The organism is Aquitalea magnusonii (assembly GCF_003202035.1).
Classification (GTDB): Bacteria; Pseudomonadota; Gammaproteobacteria; order Burkholderiales; family Chromobacteriaceae; genus Aquitalea; species Aquitalea magnusonii.
Window position 1 is genome coordinate 69,592 of record NZ_QJKC01000006.1, and the last position, 16,618, is coordinate 86,209.

Consider the following 16,618-nt stretch of genomic DNA (forward strand, 5'->3'; position numbering starts at 1 on the left):
CGCCACCGCGGCCGGCCCGACCTGCTGCGGCGGTGGTGCCGCAGGCAGGCTGGCCGCGCATGCGCCACCGGCCAGCAGCAGGAAACACACGCTGTGGTAGTGCGCCTGTGTCATGATTCGCTCACTTTTTTTCGGCCTATCATTCCGCACAGTGTAGCATTGCCAACACCAGCAGCAGCCCAGATCGCCCCCCAAGCCGGAATATGAAGACGCCAGCCACCCCTCCACCCGTTTCTGCCGACTGCCACCACGAACGGCGCAGTCGCGGCGGCAGCCTGCTGGCCATGCTGGCGGCACTGGCCTGCCTGCTGTGCAGCCTGCTGCTAGCCGAGTGGCCGGCGCGGCTGTTGTGGCTGAGCGACGCAGCCTCACTCGGCCTGCTGGCCGGCCTGCTCAATGCGGCGGCCAGCCGGGCGGGCTGGCGCCGGCGCCGCCAGGGCGCTGCCGCATTGCCTGTGCTGCCCTTTGCCCGGCCCGCCTGGCTAGCCCTCCACCCGCGCCGCAGTACCACTTCCTACCAGCAGCACCAGCCACTGCGCCGGCTGTTGCTGTGGCCACGTCTGCGGCGGCTGATCGGCCGCCACTGCGGCTGGCCGGTCATCTGGCAGGCACTGGGCAGCCTGCTGGCCCTGCTGCTGTCGCTGCTGCTGGTGCAGGCCGACCTGAGTGCCGCCACGACCAGCGGCATCAGCCGCCCGTCGCTATTGCTGCCGGGGCTGTGCGGACTGCTGGCCGCCTTTGCCTGCCTGCTGCTGGAACGCAGGCTGGCACAGGAAAGCGCCACCGACTGGCCGGAGGCGCCGCTGCTGCTTACCCTGTCACGCGCCATCATTCTTGCCCTGCTGCTGCCTGCGCTGTGCGGGCTGGGGCTGATGCTGGGGCTGGACTGGCTGTTGCCGGGCCTGCCGCTGGCTGGCTGCTGGCTGCTGCTGCTCAGTGCCGAACTGCTGCTACGCGCCCTGCTCAGCGGATTCCGCCCCTACCACCGGCAGCAGGCCACACCGCCGGCCTTCAACAGCCTGCTGGCCTCGCTAATGCAGCGCAGCAACCCGGCGCAGCGGCTGCGCCGACAGCTGCAACAGGGGCTGGGGCTGGGGCTGGAATTGCGCCACAGCTGGGCATTGCGCTTTCTCGGCAGTGCCCTGCGCCCGCTGGCCGCCGGCTTGCTGCTGTGCGCCTGGCTATTGAGCAGCCTCAGCATCATTGGCACCGACCAGCGCGGCATCTATCAGCGCTTTGGCGCCGCCGTGGCGGTGTGGCAGCCCGGCCTGCACCTGGGTCTGCCGTGGCCACTGGGCCGCGTCAGCTTTATCGAGAACGGCCAGATCCATCAGCAGGCCAGCACCTTGCTGCCCGACGATGGCGGCCAGAACGTCAGCGCCGGCAATAACCGCCTGTGGGATGGCCAGCACCGCGCCGAAAGCATGCAGCTGATTGCCAGCGGCCGCGGCAGCAACCAGTCCATCCAGCTGATGGGTCTGGATGTGCGGCTGGTCTACCGCCAGGGGCTGCGCGATGAAGACGCGCTGGCGCTGTACCGGCTGAGCGATGCGCCGGCACTGCTGCACAGCCTGGCACAGCAGACCATGCTGCATTACTTTGCCGGCCAGCAACTGGATCAGCTACTGGGCGAGGGGCTATCGGCCACCTCGCTGCAACTGCGCAACCGCATCCAGCAGCAGCTGGACCGCTCTGCCGCCGGCATCGAGCTGCTGGCCGTGGTCATACAGGCCATCCACCCGCCGGCCGCCGCCGCCAATGCCTATCATGGCGTGCAGGCCGCGCAGATTCTGGCCCAGGCCAATGTGGCGGCCGAGCGCGCCCAGGCGGTGCGCAGCCACAGTGCCGCCGTGCAGGCCGCCCTGCGCCAGAGCGCCGCCGCCAGTGCGGCTGCCGCCGAGCAGCTGGCCGCCAGCCGTGCGGATGCCATTGCCTTCCAGGCCGACCAGCAAGCCTACCAGCTGGCGGGCCAGACCTTTTTGCTGGAGCGCTATCTGCATGCACTGGCACACGGGCTGAGTCATACCCGGCCGCTGATCATCGACCACCGTATCCCGGCCGCCGCGCTGCCCACCATCGACCTGCGGCCGGCCGGCACTGCGCCGACGCTGCCCGGCGTCGAAGTCAAGCCACCACCTGCTACCGGCGCTGCCGCCCGTGCGGCGGTGCCGCACCCATAGGAGTCCGCCTTGGACCATTCCGCTCACCATCATCATCACAACACGCCGCCGCTGCCACCCCGCAGCCTGCGCTGGCGGCAGCTGGCTGCCGTGGCCGTGCTGCTGCTGGCAGCCCTGGCCAGCAGCCTGCTGCAAGTCCACTCCGGCGAAGCCGTGGTCATCACCCGCTTTGGCGACCCGGTACGCGTGCTGCTGCAACCGGGCCTGGCATGGCGACTGCCACCGCCGCTGGAAAGCGCCATCGCGGTCGACCTGCGCCTGCGCACCACCTCCAGCGGCCTGCAGGATGTCGGCACCCGCGACGGCTTGCGCGTCATCATGCAAAGCTATGTGGCCTGGCAAGTGCCGGCCGATGCCACCCACATCACCCGTTTCCTGCGGGCGGTACAAAACCAGCCGGAAGAAGCCGCGCGCCAGATTGCCACTTTTGCCGGTTCGGCCATGGAAACCGGCAGCAGCGGCTTTGCCCTGTCCAGCCTGGTCAATACCGATGCCAGCCAGCTGCGCATCAGCCAGCTCGAACAGCGGCTGCGCCAGCAGCTGGCGCCGCAACTGCTGACCAGTTATGGCGTGCGGGTAGTGGATGTCGGGCTGGAGCGGCTGACACTGCCGGCAGTCACGCTGGATGCCACCGTGGCACGCATGCGGGCCGAGCGCGACACCATCGCGGCGGAACGCACGGCCAGCGGCAATGAAGAAGCCGCCGCCATCCGCGCCAATGCCGCACGTGATGCGCGTATCCGTCAGGCCGATGCCAGCGTGGCCGCCGCCCAGATCGAAGCCGGCTCACGGGTGGAAGCAGCCCGCATCTACGCCGCGGCCTACCAGCGCGCACCCGAGCTTTACAAGACACTGCGTTCGCTGGACACCCTTAACGGCGTGGTCAACAACTCGACCCAGCTGGTATTGCGCACCGATGCCGCGCCCTTCCGCGCACTGGTGGACGGCCCGCCGGGGCTGAGCGCCAGCAAGAGTGCAAAGGGCCGCTGATGTCGCATGCCGAGCACACTGCCAGCCCGCTGGAACAATCGCTGCGCCTGAGCTACCGCCTGCTGCTGGGCCTGACGCTGCTGGCCGGACTGGCCTGGCTGTTTGGCCATATCCGGCCCATTCCGGCCGACAGCCAGGCTGTTGTCCTGCGCTTTGGCGCGGTCGAGCGGGTACAGCATGCCGGGCTGCTGCTGGCCTGGCCCAGCCCCATCGAGGAAGTCCTGCTGCTGCCGGCCGGCGAACGGCTGCAGCAGCGCCAGATCAGCGGCCTGGCACGCAACGCCCATGCGCTGGCACTGGATGGCGCCGGCACCGCGCTGCGGCAGATGGGCGACGAACTGGCCGGCTCGGGTTATCTGCTGAGTGGCGACCTGGGCGTGGTGCAGCTGAATGCCACGGTCTACTACCAGATTGACGATGCCATGGCCTATGCCGTGCAGGGCGAACAGGCGCTGCCGGCGCTGGACCGGCTGGTCAGTGCCGCCGCCCTGCAACTGAGTGCCGGGCGCGATCTGGACAGCATTCTGGTCAGCCGCGGCAGTACCGCCTCCGGCCAGCTGGCCATACAGCGCGAACGGCTGCGCGCCGAACTGGTGGCGGCCGCCAACCAGCGCCTGCAGTCACTGCGCCAGCGCGGTGTGGCACTGGGCATCCGCATCGTGCGCATCGACCTGCTCTCCGCCCTGCCCCACCAGGCGCAGGCGGCTTTTGATGCGGTACTGACCGCCGACCAGACCGTGGAACGGCAGCTGGCACTGGCGCGCACCGCGGCCGCCCAGCAACAGCAACAGGCCAGCGCCGCCGTCAGCAGCATGCTCAACAACGCCCGCGCCCGCGCCAATGAACGGCTGGCACTGGCCCGCAGCGAAACCAGTGAAATCAGCGCACTGGCCAGCCACATGCAACAGCCAGACGGGCCAGAGCTGCTGCGCCAGCTCTACCGCAACCGGATACAGGGCGTGCTGGCCAAGGCCGGCCAGCTCAGCACCATTGACCCGGACAGCGGCAGCCGGCTGATCCTGCCAGGAGTCCGGCCATGAGCCTGTGCTGCACACCGGGCGGCAATGGCCTGCTCAGCCCGGCCGAGCAAAAGGGGCTGGGCCGGCAGCTGCTGCTGGCCATGAGCGCGGTCGGACTGTTGCTGCTGGCAGCGTACTGGCGCTTTGCCGTGGACAATGGCAGCGCACTGGCGCAATGGCTGACCGCCGCCGCCGCCCTGCTGATGGCGGGACCAGCCTTGCGCGCCGCCTGGCGCAGCCTGCAACACCCCGACCTGCATGGCATGACCGACCTGCTGGTGGCGCTGGCCATCATCGGTGCCTGGGCCAGTGGCGACACCCTCGGTGCCGCGCTGCTGCCCATCCTGATGGTACTGGGCCATGTGCTGGAAGAACGCAGCCTGCTGGCCGATGGCCGCCACGAGGACGTCGACAACAGCCAGCTGCGTAGCGGCGACTGTGTGGAAGTCCGCCCCGGCGACCGCATCCCGGCCGACGGCATGGTACGCCAGGGCCACTCCAGCCTGGACACCTCGGCCATCACCGGCGAATCCCTGCCACAGGATGTGACGGCAGGCAGCCAGGTGTATGCCGGGGCGCTCAATCTGCAAGGACGGCTGCTGGTGGAAATCAGCCAGGTGGGCGAGCAGTCGGCACTGGGCCGCATCACCGCCCTGATGCGCGAGGCCGAAATGGCCAAACCGCCGATCACCCGGCTGGTGGAAGGCCATGCCGGCGCTTATCTGGGCCTGGTGCTGGCACTGGCCGCACTCAGCTGGTTTATCAGCCGCGACACCCAGGCCATGCTGGCGGTGCTGGTGGCCGCCTGCCCCTGCGCGCTGGTGCTGGCCACACCGGCCGCCGCCGTCGCCGGCGTGGCGGTGGCGGCACGCCATGGCATCCTGATTCGCGGCACGGCTTTTCTGGAAGAACTGGCCGATGTCTCGGCGCTGGTGATCGACAAAACCGGCACCCTCACCAGCGGCCAGCTCAGCCTGCAGCGGGTGGATGTGCTCGATGCCGGCCCGGGGCCGGATCTGTATCTGCTGGCGGCCAGCCTGGGCGCCAGCAGCAGCCATCCGGTCAGCCGCGCGCTGGCCGCACAGGCCGGGACACAGCCGCTGCTGCCACTGCGCAACGTGCAGGAAAGAGCGGGCATGGGCGTGCAGGCCGACACCGCGTGGGGCCCGGCGGTGCTGGGCCGGCCGGCCCTGCTGCAGCAGATGGGCATCGGCCATCTGCCGCCGGCACGCGGCGCGGCTTCGCTGGTCGGGCTGGCGCTCGATGGCCGCTTGCTGGCCTGGTTTCATCTGGCGGACACCCCGCGCCCGGAAGCGGCAGAGGCCATGCGCCAGCTGCGGCAGCTGGGCCTGCAACGCCAGCTCTTGCTGACCGGCGACCACGCCGCCGCGGCCGAACCGCTGGCGCAGGCACTGGGGATAGAACGGGTGGTCGCCCAGGTATTGCCGGCAGGCAAGCTGGCCGCGGTACAGGCGGAAATCCGCGCCGGCTACCGCCCGCTGGTGGTGGGCGATGGCATCAATGACTCGCTGGCGCTCAAGGCCGGTGCCGTCGGCATTGCCATGGGGGCGCAGGCGGCCGACATTGCGGTGGCGGCAGCCGATGTGGTGTTGATCAGCAAGGATCTGCGCCGGCTGGCCACCGCCATCCGCCTGAGCCGGCAGTGTCGCCGCACCCTGTCGCTCAATGTGGCACTCGGCCTGGGCTGGACCGCCCTGCTCACCTTGCTGGCGGCGCTGGGCCTGCTGGGTACGGCCGGGGTCTTGCTGGCGGCACTGCTGCATAATCTGAGCAGCCTGCTGGTGATGGCCAATGCCGGACGGCTGCTGCGCTTTCAGGACCGGCTGCCCGCACTGACCGTCCCGCCGGCCGGCACAGGATGACCAACCGCATGGCAGGCCATCCCTGGCGCAAGCCTGCAGCTTTGCGTCCCGGCCATGAATGCCAGCGGGCTCACGCAGATTTACCATAAGGCCACCATGGAACTCGAAATCGCCAAAATCTTCATCGCCCTGCTGGTGCTGGTCAATCCGCTGGGTGCCATTCCCATCTTCATCAGCCTGACGCCCAACGCCAACCAGCTGGAGCGCAAGCGCATCGCCAAGACCACCACGCTGGCGGTGGCGGTGGTGCTCTGCCTGTTTGCCGTGGTGGGCGAAACCCTGCTGCACTTTCTCGGCATCAGCATCGGTTCCTTCCAGGTGGGGGGCGGCATGCTGGTGATGCTGATTGCCATCGCCCTGATGAATGCCCAGCCGGCACCCACCAAGACCACCAAGGAAGAACAGTCGGAAGCCGAAGCCAAGACCAATATCGCGGTGGTGCCAATGGCCATTCCGCTGCTCACCGGTCCCGGCACCATTTCCACCGTCATCATTTATGCCTCCACCGCCCACTCCTGGGTGCAGGTGGTGTATCTGCTGATCAGCAGCCTGCTGGTGGCCATCACCTGCTATGGCGCACTGGTGCTGGCCTCCCCCATCAGCCGCCTGCTGGGTCAGACCGGCATCAATATCGTCAACCGCGTGATGGGCATGTTGCTGGCGGCAGTGTCGGTGGAAATCATCGTCGATGGGCTGTACCGGCTGTTTCCGCAGCTGTCACGCTAAAGTGCCCGCCAGATTGGCCGCATCTGGCGCACTTGATCTGGCGCAAACCATCTGTATCGAATCTGTCATCACCCGGCCATGACCAGCGTCTGACAGGACAGGGCAAGCCATTGATATAAAAAGACCATCTGCCATCTGTGCATATAAACAGGCTGGCAACTGTGCATTGTCTGTCATGGTGACAGCGCCTACAAAGTGCGGGTTATCTTTCCGGACCCCGCACCATGACCCAGCCCGTCCCCATCAAGATTTATCCGCGCCTGACCCGTGGCCGTTTCAACAACATCCGCGTGGCACTGGTCATCCTCACCCAGCTGCTTTTCCTCGGCCTGCCCTGGCTGCGCTGGAATGAGCGCCAGGCGGTGCTGTTTGATCTGGATCGCCACCAGTTTTTCATCTTCGGTGCCAGCTTCTGGCCGCAGGATTTCGTCTATCTGGCCGCTTTGCTGGTGGTCAGCGCGCTGGGGCTGTTCTGGTGGACCACGCTGGCCGGTCGATTGTGGTGCGGTTATGCCTGTCCGCAAACGGTCTATACCCAGCTCATGCTATGGGTGGAACGGCTGGTATTGGGCGATCACAAAGCCAGGCGCAAGCTGGACGCCGCCCCCAACAGCGCCGGCAAACTCACGAAAAAAGGGCTGGCCCACGGCCTGATGCTGCTGTTTTCACTGTGGACCGGCTTTTCGCTGGTGGCCTACTTCACGCCGGCTAGCGAGCTGGCCGGCAGCCTGTGGCAGGGAACGCTGGGGCCGTGGGAAAGCTTCTGGATCTTGTTCTACGCCGCGTTTACCTATCTGCTGGCCGGGCAACTACGGGAAAAAGTGTGCACGCACATGTGCCCTTATGCCCGCTTCCAGGGCGCCATGTTCGATCGCGACACGCTGATCATTTCCTACGACAGCCAGCGCGGCGAACCGCGCGGCAAGCAGGCGGACAAGTCTGCCGGCGGCTGTATCGACTGCGGCATCTGCGTGCAGGTCTGCCCTACCGGCATCGACATCCGCCACGGCCTGCAATACGAATGCATCGGCTGTGCCGCCTGCATCGATGCCTGCGATCAAGTGATGGACCAGCTGCATGCGCCGCGCGGGCTGATCCGCTACACCAGCGCCGCCGCACTGGAAGGCCAGACTGACAGCAAGCCGGCCTGGCGTCGGCCGCGGGTGCTGTTTTACAGCGGCCTGCTGCTGGGCATCAGCCTGCTGTCGGTGGTCAGCTTTCTCAACCGCATTCCGTTCAAGGCCGACATCCTGCGCGACCGCGCCAGCCTGGTGCGGGAAACCGACGATGGCTGGCTGGAAAACAGTTACAGTGTGCGGCTGATCAACAGCAGCGAGCGGCCGCAGCGCTTTGTCATCAGCGTGGAGGGCCTGCCGGGCATCCGGCTGGCGGCCAGTACCCAGCCGGTGGCCCTGGCGGCTACCGCCACCGAAACCATAGGCTTGCGAGTCCAGGTGGAGCCGCAGTACGCTGCCAGGGGCGCGCATGACATCCGCTTTGTCATCCGCTCGCTCGACCAGCCCGCTCATGTGCTGCAGGAAAAAAGCAGCTTTATCGGCGACTGAGCCCCCTACCATGCGAGTCCTTCATTCATGAGCAAAACCCTGCAGCTGGCGCAGCTGTTCCGCCATGCCATCGAACAGGGCCAGCTGCGCGCTGGCGACCGCCTGCCCTCCTTGCGCCGGCTGTGCCAGGATCACGGCGTCAGCCTGACCACGGCCCAGCGCGCCTACGCCGAACTGGAAAGGCAGGGCTTGCTGCAAGCGCTGCCGCGCTCCGGCTTTCGCGTCTGCACACCGCCCGCCGCCTTGCGCCCGGCCGAACCGGCCAGTGACGGCGTGCTGCGCATGGAGCACCTGACCACCGCCCTGCCCATGCCCTGGGGCTGTCCCTTCATCAATCCGGCGCTGATCAACACCACCCAGATGAACCGTGCGCTCAGCCGTGCCTTGCAAGACTACCGCGCCGCGCTGTCCAGCACGCCGGTCGAGGGCTACGCCGGCTTGCGCCGCGAACTGGGCCTGCATTATCTGAGCCAGGGCGTGAGCCTGGCGGGCGATGAGCTGCTGATTACCTGCGGTGGCATGGAGGCGCTGACGCTGGCCATGCGCGCTGCGGTCAGCGCCTCTGGCAGCCAGAGCATGGTGGTGGTGACCCCGGCCTTTCCCGCGGCACTGGACCAGCTGCGCCATCTGGGCATCAGCATGCTGCCGCTGGCGCTGTCCGAGCAAGGCAGCCTGGACCTGGATGCGCTGGCGGCCCTGCTGCAGGCGGAACGCCCGGCCGGCATCGTGCTGATGGCCAATTTCCAGCACCCCACCGGCCTGATCATGCCGGAAGCGCAAAAACGCGCGCTGGTGGCACTGGCCGAGCGCCACCGCGTGTGCATCATCGAGGACGACACCTACCGCGAGCTGTACTTCGGCAAACAGGGGGCCAGCCCGCTCAAGGCTTTTGACCGTAGCGGCACGGTGCTGCATTGCGCGTCCTTCAGCAAATCGCTGGCTCCCGGCTACCGGGTGGGCTGGATCGCCGCCGGACGGCTGAGCAATACCGTGCGCGGGCTGAAACTGTGCAGCTCGCTCGGTACGCCGCTGCCCAGCCAGATGGCGCTGGCGCGGCTGCTGGCTTCCGGCCAGCACGGCGACATGCTGACAAGGCTGCGCGCCAGCCTGCGCCAGCGGCGCGATGCCATGCAGCAACAGATACAAGAGAGTTTTCCGGCGGGCAGCCGCTTATTGCAGCCGGAGGGTGGCTATTTTCAGTGGGTGATCCTGCCGGAGGGGCTGGATTGTGCCGCGCTGTTGCCGCTGGCCATCGAACAGGGCATTCACTATGCGCCGTCCACGCTGTTCCATCCGCACCATGGCCCGGCCAATGCCTTGCGGCTGAACTTCAGTTTTTTCGACCCGTTGCACCAGCGCGAGGGGGTTGCCCTGTTAGGCGCGCTGCTGCGACAAGCCATGGAATGACAGGGCTTGGCGTGACGCTCAGCCCGGCGGCGTGGACGGGTCGGACTGGGCGGTCAGCGCTTTGCGTTCGTACACCGCCTGCGCCAGCGTGCTCAGGTCGACATATTCCAGCTCGCCGCCCACCGGCATGCCACGCGCAATGCGCGACACCTTGGGGCCACGGCCCTTGAGCAGCTCGGCAATCATGTGCGCGGTGACTTCACCTTCGGCGGTAAAGTTGGTGGCAATCACCACCTCCTCCACCACCTCGTCCAGCGCCCGCACCATCAGCTTGTCCAGGTTCACTTCCTTGGGGCCGATATTGTCCAGCGGCGAAATACGGCCCATCAACACGAAATACAGGCCCTGATAGCATTTGGCCTGCTCCAGCGTCATCAGGTCGGCCGGCATTTCCACCACGCACAGCTGATCCGGCCGCCGTTCCGGATCGGCGCAGATGCTGCACAGCGGGGTTTCACTAAAGGTATTGCAGCGTTCGCAATGGGTCAGCCTGGTCAAGGCCCGGTCCAGCGCGCGGGCCAGCTTGTCAGCGCCGGTCTTGTCGCGTTGCAGCAAATGGAAGGCCATGCGCTGGGCGGTCTTGGGACCGACACCGGGCAATACCTTGAGGGCGGCAATCAGCTGGTCGAGCGCGGGTGGGTTTTTCATGGGCAAGCAGGCAGCAAAGGATAAGGGAAGACCGGCAGGCTTCAGTCCGGCCCGCCCTGCGGATAACGCGGCAGGGCATCGTCCAGGTGAAACCAGGGGATGGCGCTGTCGGTCCACTCGTGGCAATCGGGCGGCAGCCGTTCCGGCTGCTCCAGCGTGGCGACGGTAATTTCCAGCCGCTGGCTGCCATCGGTGCATTCATAAAACAGGGTACTGCCACAGACCGGGCAGAAATGCCGCAGCCCCAGTGGCGAGGAGCGATAGGCCGTGGTGCGGCCTTGCCAGCTGACGGCATGGCGGGCAAACAGCGCCCCCAGATAAACCGGCGCGCCGGCTGCCAGCTGGCAGGTCTTGCAATAGCAGTAGGACACGCCAAGAGGGTGGCCCTGGCACTGGTACTGTACCGCGCCACACAGACAATGACCGTGCAATACCTGTTCCATGGCAACTCCCTGTTGGCGGCGGAGCCATGCCGCCCCGCCATGGCTCACCAGCGGGCCGTGGTGCGCCAGCTCATGCAGACAGGATCAGAAGGGCAGCTTCATGCCGGCCGGCAGGTTCAGGCCATTGGTGAAACCGGACATCTTTTCCTGGGAAGTGGCTTCCACCTTGCGTACCGCGTCGTTGACGGCGGCAGCGATCAGGTCTTCCAGCATTTCCTTGTCTTCCTTGGCATCGTCCAGCAGGCTGTCGTCGATGGACACACGCTTCACGTCGTGGGCGCAGGTCATGACGATTTTCACCAGGCCGGCACCGGATTGGCCTTCCACTTCCACCGTGGCCAGTTCTTCCTGGGCCTTTTTCATGTTTTCCTGCATTTGCTGGGCTTGCTTCATCAGACCAGCGATACCGTTTTTACCGAACATGTCACAACTCCTGCAAAGGTTGAATCGTTTCCGTCATCAGCGTGGCGCCCATATCGCGCACCAGCTGCTGAATCACCGGATCGTTTTCCAGGCATAGTCGGGCCTGGGCCAGTTGTTCCTGACGATGACGGGCGCCCTGCATGGCCGGTGTTTCCAGCCCCAGTTCCTCTATCGTCACCACCAGTTCGACTGGCTGACCGAATTGCTCGGTCAGCGCAGCCTTGAGTTTTTCCTGATAATCGCGGGTGGCCATGTGGCGGAAGCTGTCCGGCACCGCCAGTTCCAGCCGCGACTGGCTCCAGCCCTTGAGCACGGCATTGTGTGCCAGCATGCGTGCGGCGCCCAGCCGGGTACCCAGCTGGGTGACCAGCGCCCCCCAGTCGCCATCAAACTGATAAGGCGACGCCTCCGCCACGGCAGCCTCTTCGGCCATGGCATAGGCCGGCATGCTTTCTTCGGCCTCGGTCTCGTCCCATGGTGCCGTGTTGTCGAGCTCGGCCTCATCCTCGTCGTCGCCCTCCTCGTCATCGGCGGCGGCAAGCGGGGCGGCCTGTGCAATGGCAGCCGGGGCTGGCGCAGTCACCACTGGCTCGGCTGACGCGACAGGTGCAGCAGCTAGCGCAGGCGTGACAGGCTGCGGTGGCGCAGGGGCAGGTTCGGGTTCGGCGTCAGCCGCCGCGGCAGGCTCTTGCGCAGCGGGTCGGCTGGCTGGCTTGCGATTCCCCAGGCCGGCCAGCAAGGCGCGTGCGGCAGCCGAACCATCCGCCCCGGCATCGGATTGCGCCGGCATGGCCACTGGCGCTGGCCGGGTGGCCGCCGCCGCAGTATTGCTGCGCGGTGCGGCCGCGCTGTCTGGCTGGGCCTGGGCCGGATGGAAGGCCAGCATGCGCAGCAGGGTCATATTGAAGCCGGCGTGCTCATCCGGTGCCAGTGCCAGGTCTTTACGGCCATGAATGGCGATCTGGTAGTACAGCTGCACATCTTGCGGCGCGATCAGGCTGGCCAGCGCAAACAGGGCTTCGCGCTCCGGCTCGTCGTCGGCAATAGCCGTGGGCACGGTCTGCGCCATGGCCAGTTGCTGCAGCAAGACGGCCATTTCGGCCAATACACTGTCAAAGCCGATGCCACGCTGCGCCAGTTGTTCGGCCTCGGCCATCAGGCGCGGGCCATCACCGGCCGCCAGTGCCTCCAGCAGTACGAACAGATAACGGCGATCCACCGCACCCAGCATGGCGCGCACGCCGTCTTCCCTGACCTCGCCCATGCCATAGGCAATGGCCTGATCCAGCAGCGACAAGGCATCGCGCATGGAGCCGGCGGCGGCACGACCCAGCAGGGCCAGCGCGGCCGGTTCGAAGCTTTGCTGCTCCACTTCCAGCACATGGGCCAGATGGCCGGCCACCTGCTGCGGCGTCATGTTGCGCAGGGAAAACTGCAGGCAGCGCGACAGCACGGTCACCGGCACTTTTTGCGGGTCGGTGGTGGCCAGGATGAACTTGACGTGGGCCGGCGGCTCTTCCAGCGTCTTCAGCATGGCGTTGAAGGCACTCTTGGACAGCATGTGCACTTCGTCGATGATGTAGACCTTGAAGCGGCCGGAAGTGGGCGCGTACTGGGCGTTTTCCAGCACTTCGCGGATATTGTCGATGCCGGTATTGGAAGCGGCGTCGATTTCCAGCAGGTCGACAAAGCGCCCTGCGTCAATCTGGCGGCAGGCGGAACACTCGCCGCAAGGCTCGGCGGTGGTGCCGGTTTCGCAGTTGAGGCTCTTGGCCAGAATGCGTGCGATGGTGGTCTTGCCCACCCCACGGGTGCCGGTCAGCAGATAGGCATGGTGCAGCCGCTCTTCTTTCAGGGCATTGGAGAGGGCGCGCACCACATGCTCCTGACCGACCAGATCGGCAAAGCGTTTGGGGCGCCACTTGCGGGCAAGGACTTGATAGCTCATGGGGGCGGATTTTAATGGCAATTGGCCGGCAAGGCGACTCCTTTTGGCTGGAGCCGCCTGCCGGCTGGCCCGGCCTTACGGGGCCGGGGTGGGCTCTGCTGGCGTGGCAGCCGGCTGGGCTGCTTGCAGCGCCTGGGTGTTCAGGTAGCGCAAACGCAATTCATCGGCCAGTTCCTGTGCCACCTTGGCATACAGGGTGCTCTTGTTATAGCGGGTGATGACGTAGAAATTATTCAGCCCCAGCCAGTATTCGGTAACCCCCGGCGCGGTTTCCAGCGGCACCAGCACTGCCTGCACATGGTCGGCTACCTGGGCCTGCGGCAACACGCCACGGGCTTTCAGTTCGCCCACCGTCAGGTGCAGATTGAACTTGTCGGCCACCAGCGCACTGACATCCACGCCGGGTTGCACGGCTGCCGGCACGATCACGTCGTCGCCATGGCGCCAGCCTTGCAGCTGGAAGTAATGCGCCACGCTGCCGATGGCATCGTCGACATTGTTCCAGATGTCGCGATGGCCGCTGCCGTCAAAATCCACCGCCCATTTGCGGAAGCTGGACGGCATGAATTGCGGCAGGCCCATGGCGCCGGCGTAAGAGCCTTTCAGCGACAGCGGGTCGATGCGCTCTTCCTTGGCCAGCTTGAGGAATTCGGTCAGCTCGCCGCGGAAGTACTCGGCGCGGCGCGGGTAGTTGAAGGCGATGGTGGACAGCGCGTCTGCCAGACGGAAGCTGCCGGTATTGCGGCCGTAATTGGTTTCGATGCCCAGGATGGCCACCACCATTTCCGGCGGCACGCCGTACACCTGCTCGGCGCGCTGCAAGGTGGCGGCATGCTGCTGCCAGAAGGCCACGCCGTTCTTCAGCAGGCGCTCGTTATAAAAGCTGGAGCGGAACTGATACCACGGCCGGGCGGTGGACGGCTTGTCGAGAATGGCGATGATATTGGGCTTGATTTCCACATTGGCAAACACCGCTTCCAGCTCCGGGCGATTGAACACGCCGCTGGCTACCTGCTCGTCGATATAGCGCTGTACATCAGGGCGGGCCAGAAAGGCGGCATCGGCTTGCGCCAGGGAGGACATCACGCCGCCGGCAAGGGCGGCAGCCATCAACAATCGTTTCATCAGGGGTTTCCGTTAGGTGCCGTCGTGGCGGCTTAGTAGGAGAGCGCACTGGACACCAGTCTGGCGGTGATGTCCACAATGGGGATCACCCGCTCGTAGGCCATGCGGGTGGGGCCGACCACACCCAGTGTACCCACCACCAGGCCGTTGATGCGATAAGGTGCCGTCACCACCGAACACTCGTCCAGCGTCATCACACCAGACTCTTCGCCAATGAAAATGTTCACGCCCTGGGCATCCTGGCCCTGGTTAAGCAGTTTCAACAGTTCGGTCTTGCGCTCGAAAGTGGCAAACAGCTCGCGCAGGCGCGACAGGTCTTCCGACAGGTCGCGCACATTCAGCAGATTCATGCCGCCGGCAATCACCACCGCATCACTGGGGCTGCCCAGCGAGTTCTGGCCAAAGCGCACGGCGGCGGTCATCAGCTCGGTGATATTGCCCTGCAATTCGCGCAGCTCGCTGGCCACCAGGCTGGCAATGGCGCTGAGGCCCTGGCCGGCGTAATGCTGGCTGATGAAATTGCCGGCTTCGATCAGTTCGCTGGGGCTGTAGTCGCGCTCGGTGGTCAGCAGGTGGTTCTGCACATCGCCATCCAGCGTCACCAGAATCATCAGGATGCGCCGCTCGGACAGGCGCAGGAATTCGATCTGGCGGAAGGCCACGTCGGAGCGCTGCGGCGTCACCACCACGCCGGCAAAGTGGGTGAGATCGGACAACAAGGTGGAGGCCGCCTGGGCAATGCGTTGCGGGCTGTCCGGCTGCAAGCTGCTTTCCAGCTCGCGCATGGCCAGCTCTTCCAGCGGCTGGATGGTCAGCAGGTGATCGACAAACAGGCGATAGCCCTTGGCCGTGGGCACACGCCCGGCCGAGGTATGCGGCGAGGCAATCAGCCCCATGCCCTCCAGGTCGGCCAGGATGTTGCGGATGGACGCGGATGACAGCTCCATGCCGGACAGCATGGACAGGGTTTTCGATCCCACCGGCTGACCATCGGCGATGTAGCGTTCGATCAGCGTTTTCAGCAGACGTTGTGCGCGCTCGTTCATCATGCTCTCATTTTACCTGACCAGACGATTCCGGCCAGCCTCTCCCTCAATATCATGTTGCGCGTGTTGACATCATTTCAAGCGGCCATTCGCATTTGTCGGCTCTTGGCTTTGTGCGATAATCCCCCATCTATTGGTCCCACTACACGCAATTGGAGACAGCATGGCGTCAGAAGACAAGAGCCGCGCATTGGCGGCTGCCCTTGCCCAGATCGAAAAGCAGTTCGGCAAGGGGTCGATCATGCGGATGAGCGACAACCAGATCAATGAAAACCTGCAGGTGGTGTCCACCGGCTCGCTGGGCCTGGACCTGGCGCTGGGTATCGGCGGTCTGCCGCGTGGCCGTGTCGTGGAAATCTACGGCCCGGAATCTTCCGGTAAAACCACGCTGTGTCTGCAGGCCGTGGCCGAAGCACAGAAGCTGGGCGGCACCTGCGCCTATATCGATGCGGAAAACGCACTGGACCCCATCTACGCGCAAAAACTGGGCGTCAAGGTGGAAGACCTGCTGATTTCCCAGCCGGACACCGGCGAGCAGGCGCTGGAAATCTGCGACATGCTGGTGCGCTCCAGCGGCGTGGACGTGATCGTGATCGACTCGGTGGCTGCCCTGGTACCCAAGGCGGAAATCGAAGGCGAAATGGGCGACAGCCACGTGGGCCTGCAAGCCCGCCTGATGAGCCAGGCGCTGCGCAAGCTGACCGCCAACATCAAGCGCACCAACACCCTGGTGATCTTCATCAACCAGATCCGCATGAAGATCGGCGTGATGTTCGGCAACCCGGAAACCACTACCGGTGGTAATGCCCTGAAGTTCTACGCCTCGGTGCGCCTGGACATCCGCCGCGTTGGCGGCATCAAGAAGGGTGACGAAGTCATCGGCAACGAAACCCGCGTCAAGGTGGTGAAGAACAAGGTATCGCCGCCCTTCCGCCAGGCTGATTTCGACATCCTGTACGGCGAAGGCATCAGCCGCGAAGGCGAAATCATCGAACTGGGCGTCAAGCATGGCTTTATCGACAAGTCCGGTGCCTGGTATGCCTACAACGGCCAGAAAATCGGCCAGGGCAAGGACAATACCCGCGAATGGCTGAAAACCAATCCGGCAGTTGCCCAGGAAATCGAAGCCAAGATCCGTGACGCCGTCGGCATCAAGGTAGAAATTACCGAGAACGACGAGGAACTGGCCGACGACATGCTGGACGCGTGAAACGC

The 16,618-nt window shown here is 65.5% G+C and carries 14 protein-coding genes; 8 read left to right on the plus strand and 6 right to left on the minus strand.

Going from position 1 to position 16,618, the window contains the following annotated elements:
* The first annotated feature begins 203 nt into the window (after window positions 1-203).
* The 7 genes from DFR38_RS07975 to DFR38_RS08005 all read left to right on the plus strand — a co-directional run bounded on the left by DFR38_RS07975 (window position 204) and on the right by DFR38_RS08005 (window position 9,770).
* Window positions 204-2,180, plus strand: coding sequence for an SPFH domain-containing protein (locus DFR38_RS07975; protein ID WP_110313244.1), 1,977 nt, complete (start codon window positions 204-206; stop codon window positions 2,178-2,180).
* A gap of 9 nt (window positions 2,181-2,189) precedes the next feature.
* Window positions 2,190-3,170: an SPFH domain-containing protein gene (locus tag DFR38_RS07980; protein ID WP_110313245.1), complete on the plus strand. Its 981-nt coding sequence runs from the start codon at window positions 2,190-2,192 to the stop codon at window positions 3,168-3,170.
* The gene (locus DFR38_RS07985; protein WP_110313246.1) at window positions 3,170-4,210 is read left to right on the plus strand and encodes an SPFH domain-containing protein; all 1,041 of its coding nucleotides are present in this window, start codon (window positions 3,170-3,172) and stop codon (window positions 4,208-4,210) included. The genes DFR38_RS07980 and DFR38_RS07985 overlap by 1 nt, the downstream gene beginning before the upstream one ends.
* Window positions 4,207-6,072 carry a heavy metal translocating P-type ATPase gene (locus DFR38_RS07990; protein WP_110313247.1) on the plus strand — a complete coding sequence of 622 codons (1,866 nt, stop codon included), beginning with the start codon at window positions 4,207-4,209 and terminating at the stop codon, window positions 6,070-6,072. The genes DFR38_RS07985 and DFR38_RS07990 overlap by 4 nt, the downstream gene beginning before the upstream one ends.
* A gap of 96 nt (window positions 6,073-6,168) precedes the next feature.
* Entirely contained in the window at window positions 6,169-6,798 is a 630-nt protein-coding gene (locus DFR38_RS07995) for a MarC family protein (protein ID WP_059287557.1), read from the plus strand.
* Between the two features lie 224 nt (window positions 6,799-7,022).
* Window positions 7,023-8,363 (plus strand): cytochrome c oxidase accessory protein CcoG, encoded by a 1,341-nt coding sequence (gene ccoG / locus DFR38_RS08000; protein WP_059287556.1) that lies wholly within the window; start codon window positions 7,023-7,025, stop codon window positions 8,361-8,363.
* A gap of 27 nt (window positions 8,364-8,390) precedes the next feature.
* Complete coding sequence (locus DFR38_RS08005) at window positions 8,391-9,770, plus strand: aminotransferase-like domain-containing protein (RefSeq protein WP_110313248.1); 1,380 nt, start codon at window positions 8,391-8,393, stop codon at window positions 9,768-9,770.
* An 18-nt stretch (window positions 9,771-9,788) separates the two neighbouring features.
* Here the strand turns inward: DFR38_RS08005 and recR are convergent, their stop codons facing one another.
* The 6 genes from recR to hrcA form a co-directional block, all read right to left on the minus strand.
* The gene (gene recR / locus DFR38_RS08010) at window positions 9,789-10,418 is read right to left on the minus strand and encodes a recombination mediator RecR (protein ID WP_059287611.1); all 630 of its coding nucleotides are present in this window, start codon (window positions 10,416-10,418) and stop codon (window positions 9,789-9,791) included.
* 41 nt (window positions 10,419-10,459) lie between these two features.
* Window positions 10,460-10,861, minus strand: coding sequence for a GFA family protein (locus DFR38_RS08015; RefSeq protein ID WP_059287610.1), 402 nt, complete (start codon window positions 10,859-10,861; stop codon window positions 10,460-10,462).
* Window positions 10,862-10,945: 84 nt separating this feature from the next.
* Window positions 10,946-11,284 (minus strand): YbaB/EbfC family nucleoid-associated protein, encoded by a 339-nt coding sequence (locus tag DFR38_RS08020; RefSeq protein ID WP_045846077.1) that lies wholly within the window; start codon window positions 11,282-11,284, stop codon window positions 10,946-10,948.
* A 1-nt stretch (window position 11,285) separates the two neighbouring features.
* Window positions 11,286-13,232: a DNA polymerase III subunit gamma/tau gene (gene dnaX / locus DFR38_RS08025; RefSeq protein ID WP_110313249.1), complete on the minus strand. Its 1,947-nt coding sequence runs from the start codon at window positions 13,230-13,232 to the stop codon at window positions 11,286-11,288.
* A 75-nt stretch (window positions 13,233-13,307) separates the two neighbouring features.
* Window positions 13,308-14,357 carry a lytic murein transglycosylase B gene (mltB, locus tag DFR38_RS08030; protein WP_059286997.1) on the minus strand — a complete coding sequence of 350 codons (1,050 nt, stop codon included), beginning with the start codon at window positions 14,355-14,357 and terminating at the stop codon, window positions 13,308-13,310.
* A 32-nt stretch (window positions 14,358-14,389) separates the two neighbouring features.
* Entirely contained in the window at window positions 14,390-15,406 is a 1,017-nt protein-coding gene (gene hrcA / locus DFR38_RS08035) for a heat-inducible transcriptional repressor HrcA (protein ID WP_059286996.1), read from the minus strand.
* A 160-nt stretch (window positions 15,407-15,566) separates the two neighbouring features.
* Here hrcA and recA point away from each other — a divergent pair, with 160 nt between their 5' ends.
* A complete protein-coding gene (recA, locus tag DFR38_RS08040; protein ID WP_059286995.1) occupies window positions 15,567-16,613 on the plus strand; it encodes a recombinase RecA in 1,047 nt (348 codons plus the stop codon).
* Window positions 16,614-16,618 lie beyond the last annotated feature (5 nt).

Bases quoted from the DNA above. Each gene is read 5' to 3' on its own strand.
- recA (WP_059286995.1), top strand. From the start codon at position 15,567: ATGGCGTCAGAAGACAAGAGCCGCGCATTGGCGGCTGCCCTTGCCCAG.
- DFR38_RS08015 (WP_059287610.1), bottom strand. From the start codon at position 10,861: ATGGAACAGGTATTGCACGGTCATTGTCTGTGTGGCGCGGTACAGTAC.
- mltB (WP_059286997.1), bottom strand. From the start codon at position 14,357: ATGAAACGATTGTTGATGGCTGCCGCCCTTGCCGGCGGCGTGATGTCC.
- DFR38_RS07985 (WP_110313246.1), top strand. From the start codon at position 3,170: ATGTCGCATGCCGAGCACACTGCCAGCCCGCTGGAACAATCGCTGCGC.
- ccoG (WP_059287556.1), top strand. From the start codon at position 7,023: ATGACCCAGCCCGTCCCCATCAAGATTTATCCGCGCCTGACCCGTGGC.
- recR (WP_059287611.1), bottom strand. From the start codon at position 10,418: ATGAAAAACCCACCCGCGCTCGACCAGCTGATTGCCGCCCTCAAGGTA.
- DFR38_RS07990 (WP_110313247.1), top strand. From the start codon at position 4,207: ATGAGCCTGTGCTGCACACCGGGCGGCAATGGCCTGCTCAGCCCGGCC.
- DFR38_RS07975 (WP_110313244.1), top strand. From the start codon at position 204: ATGAAGACGCCAGCCACCCCTCCACCCGTTTCTGCCGACTGCCACCAC.
- DFR38_RS08005 (WP_110313248.1), top strand. From the start codon at position 8,391: ATGAGCAAAACCCTGCAGCTGGCGCAGCTGTTCCGCCATGCCATCGAA.
- DFR38_RS07995 (WP_059287557.1), top strand. From the start codon at position 6,169: ATGGAACTCGAAATCGCCAAAATCTTCATCGCCCTGCTGGTGCTGGTC.
- dnaX (WP_110313249.1), bottom strand. From the start codon at position 13,232: ATGAGCTATCAAGTCCTTGCCCGCAAGTGGCGCCCCAAACGCTTTGCC.
- hrcA (WP_059286996.1), bottom strand. From the start codon at position 15,406: ATGATGAACGAGCGCGCACAACGTCTGCTGAAAACGCTGATCGAACGC.
- DFR38_RS08020 (WP_045846077.1), bottom strand. From the start codon at position 11,284: ATGTTCGGTAAAAACGGTATCGCTGGTCTGATGAAGCAAGCCCAGCAA.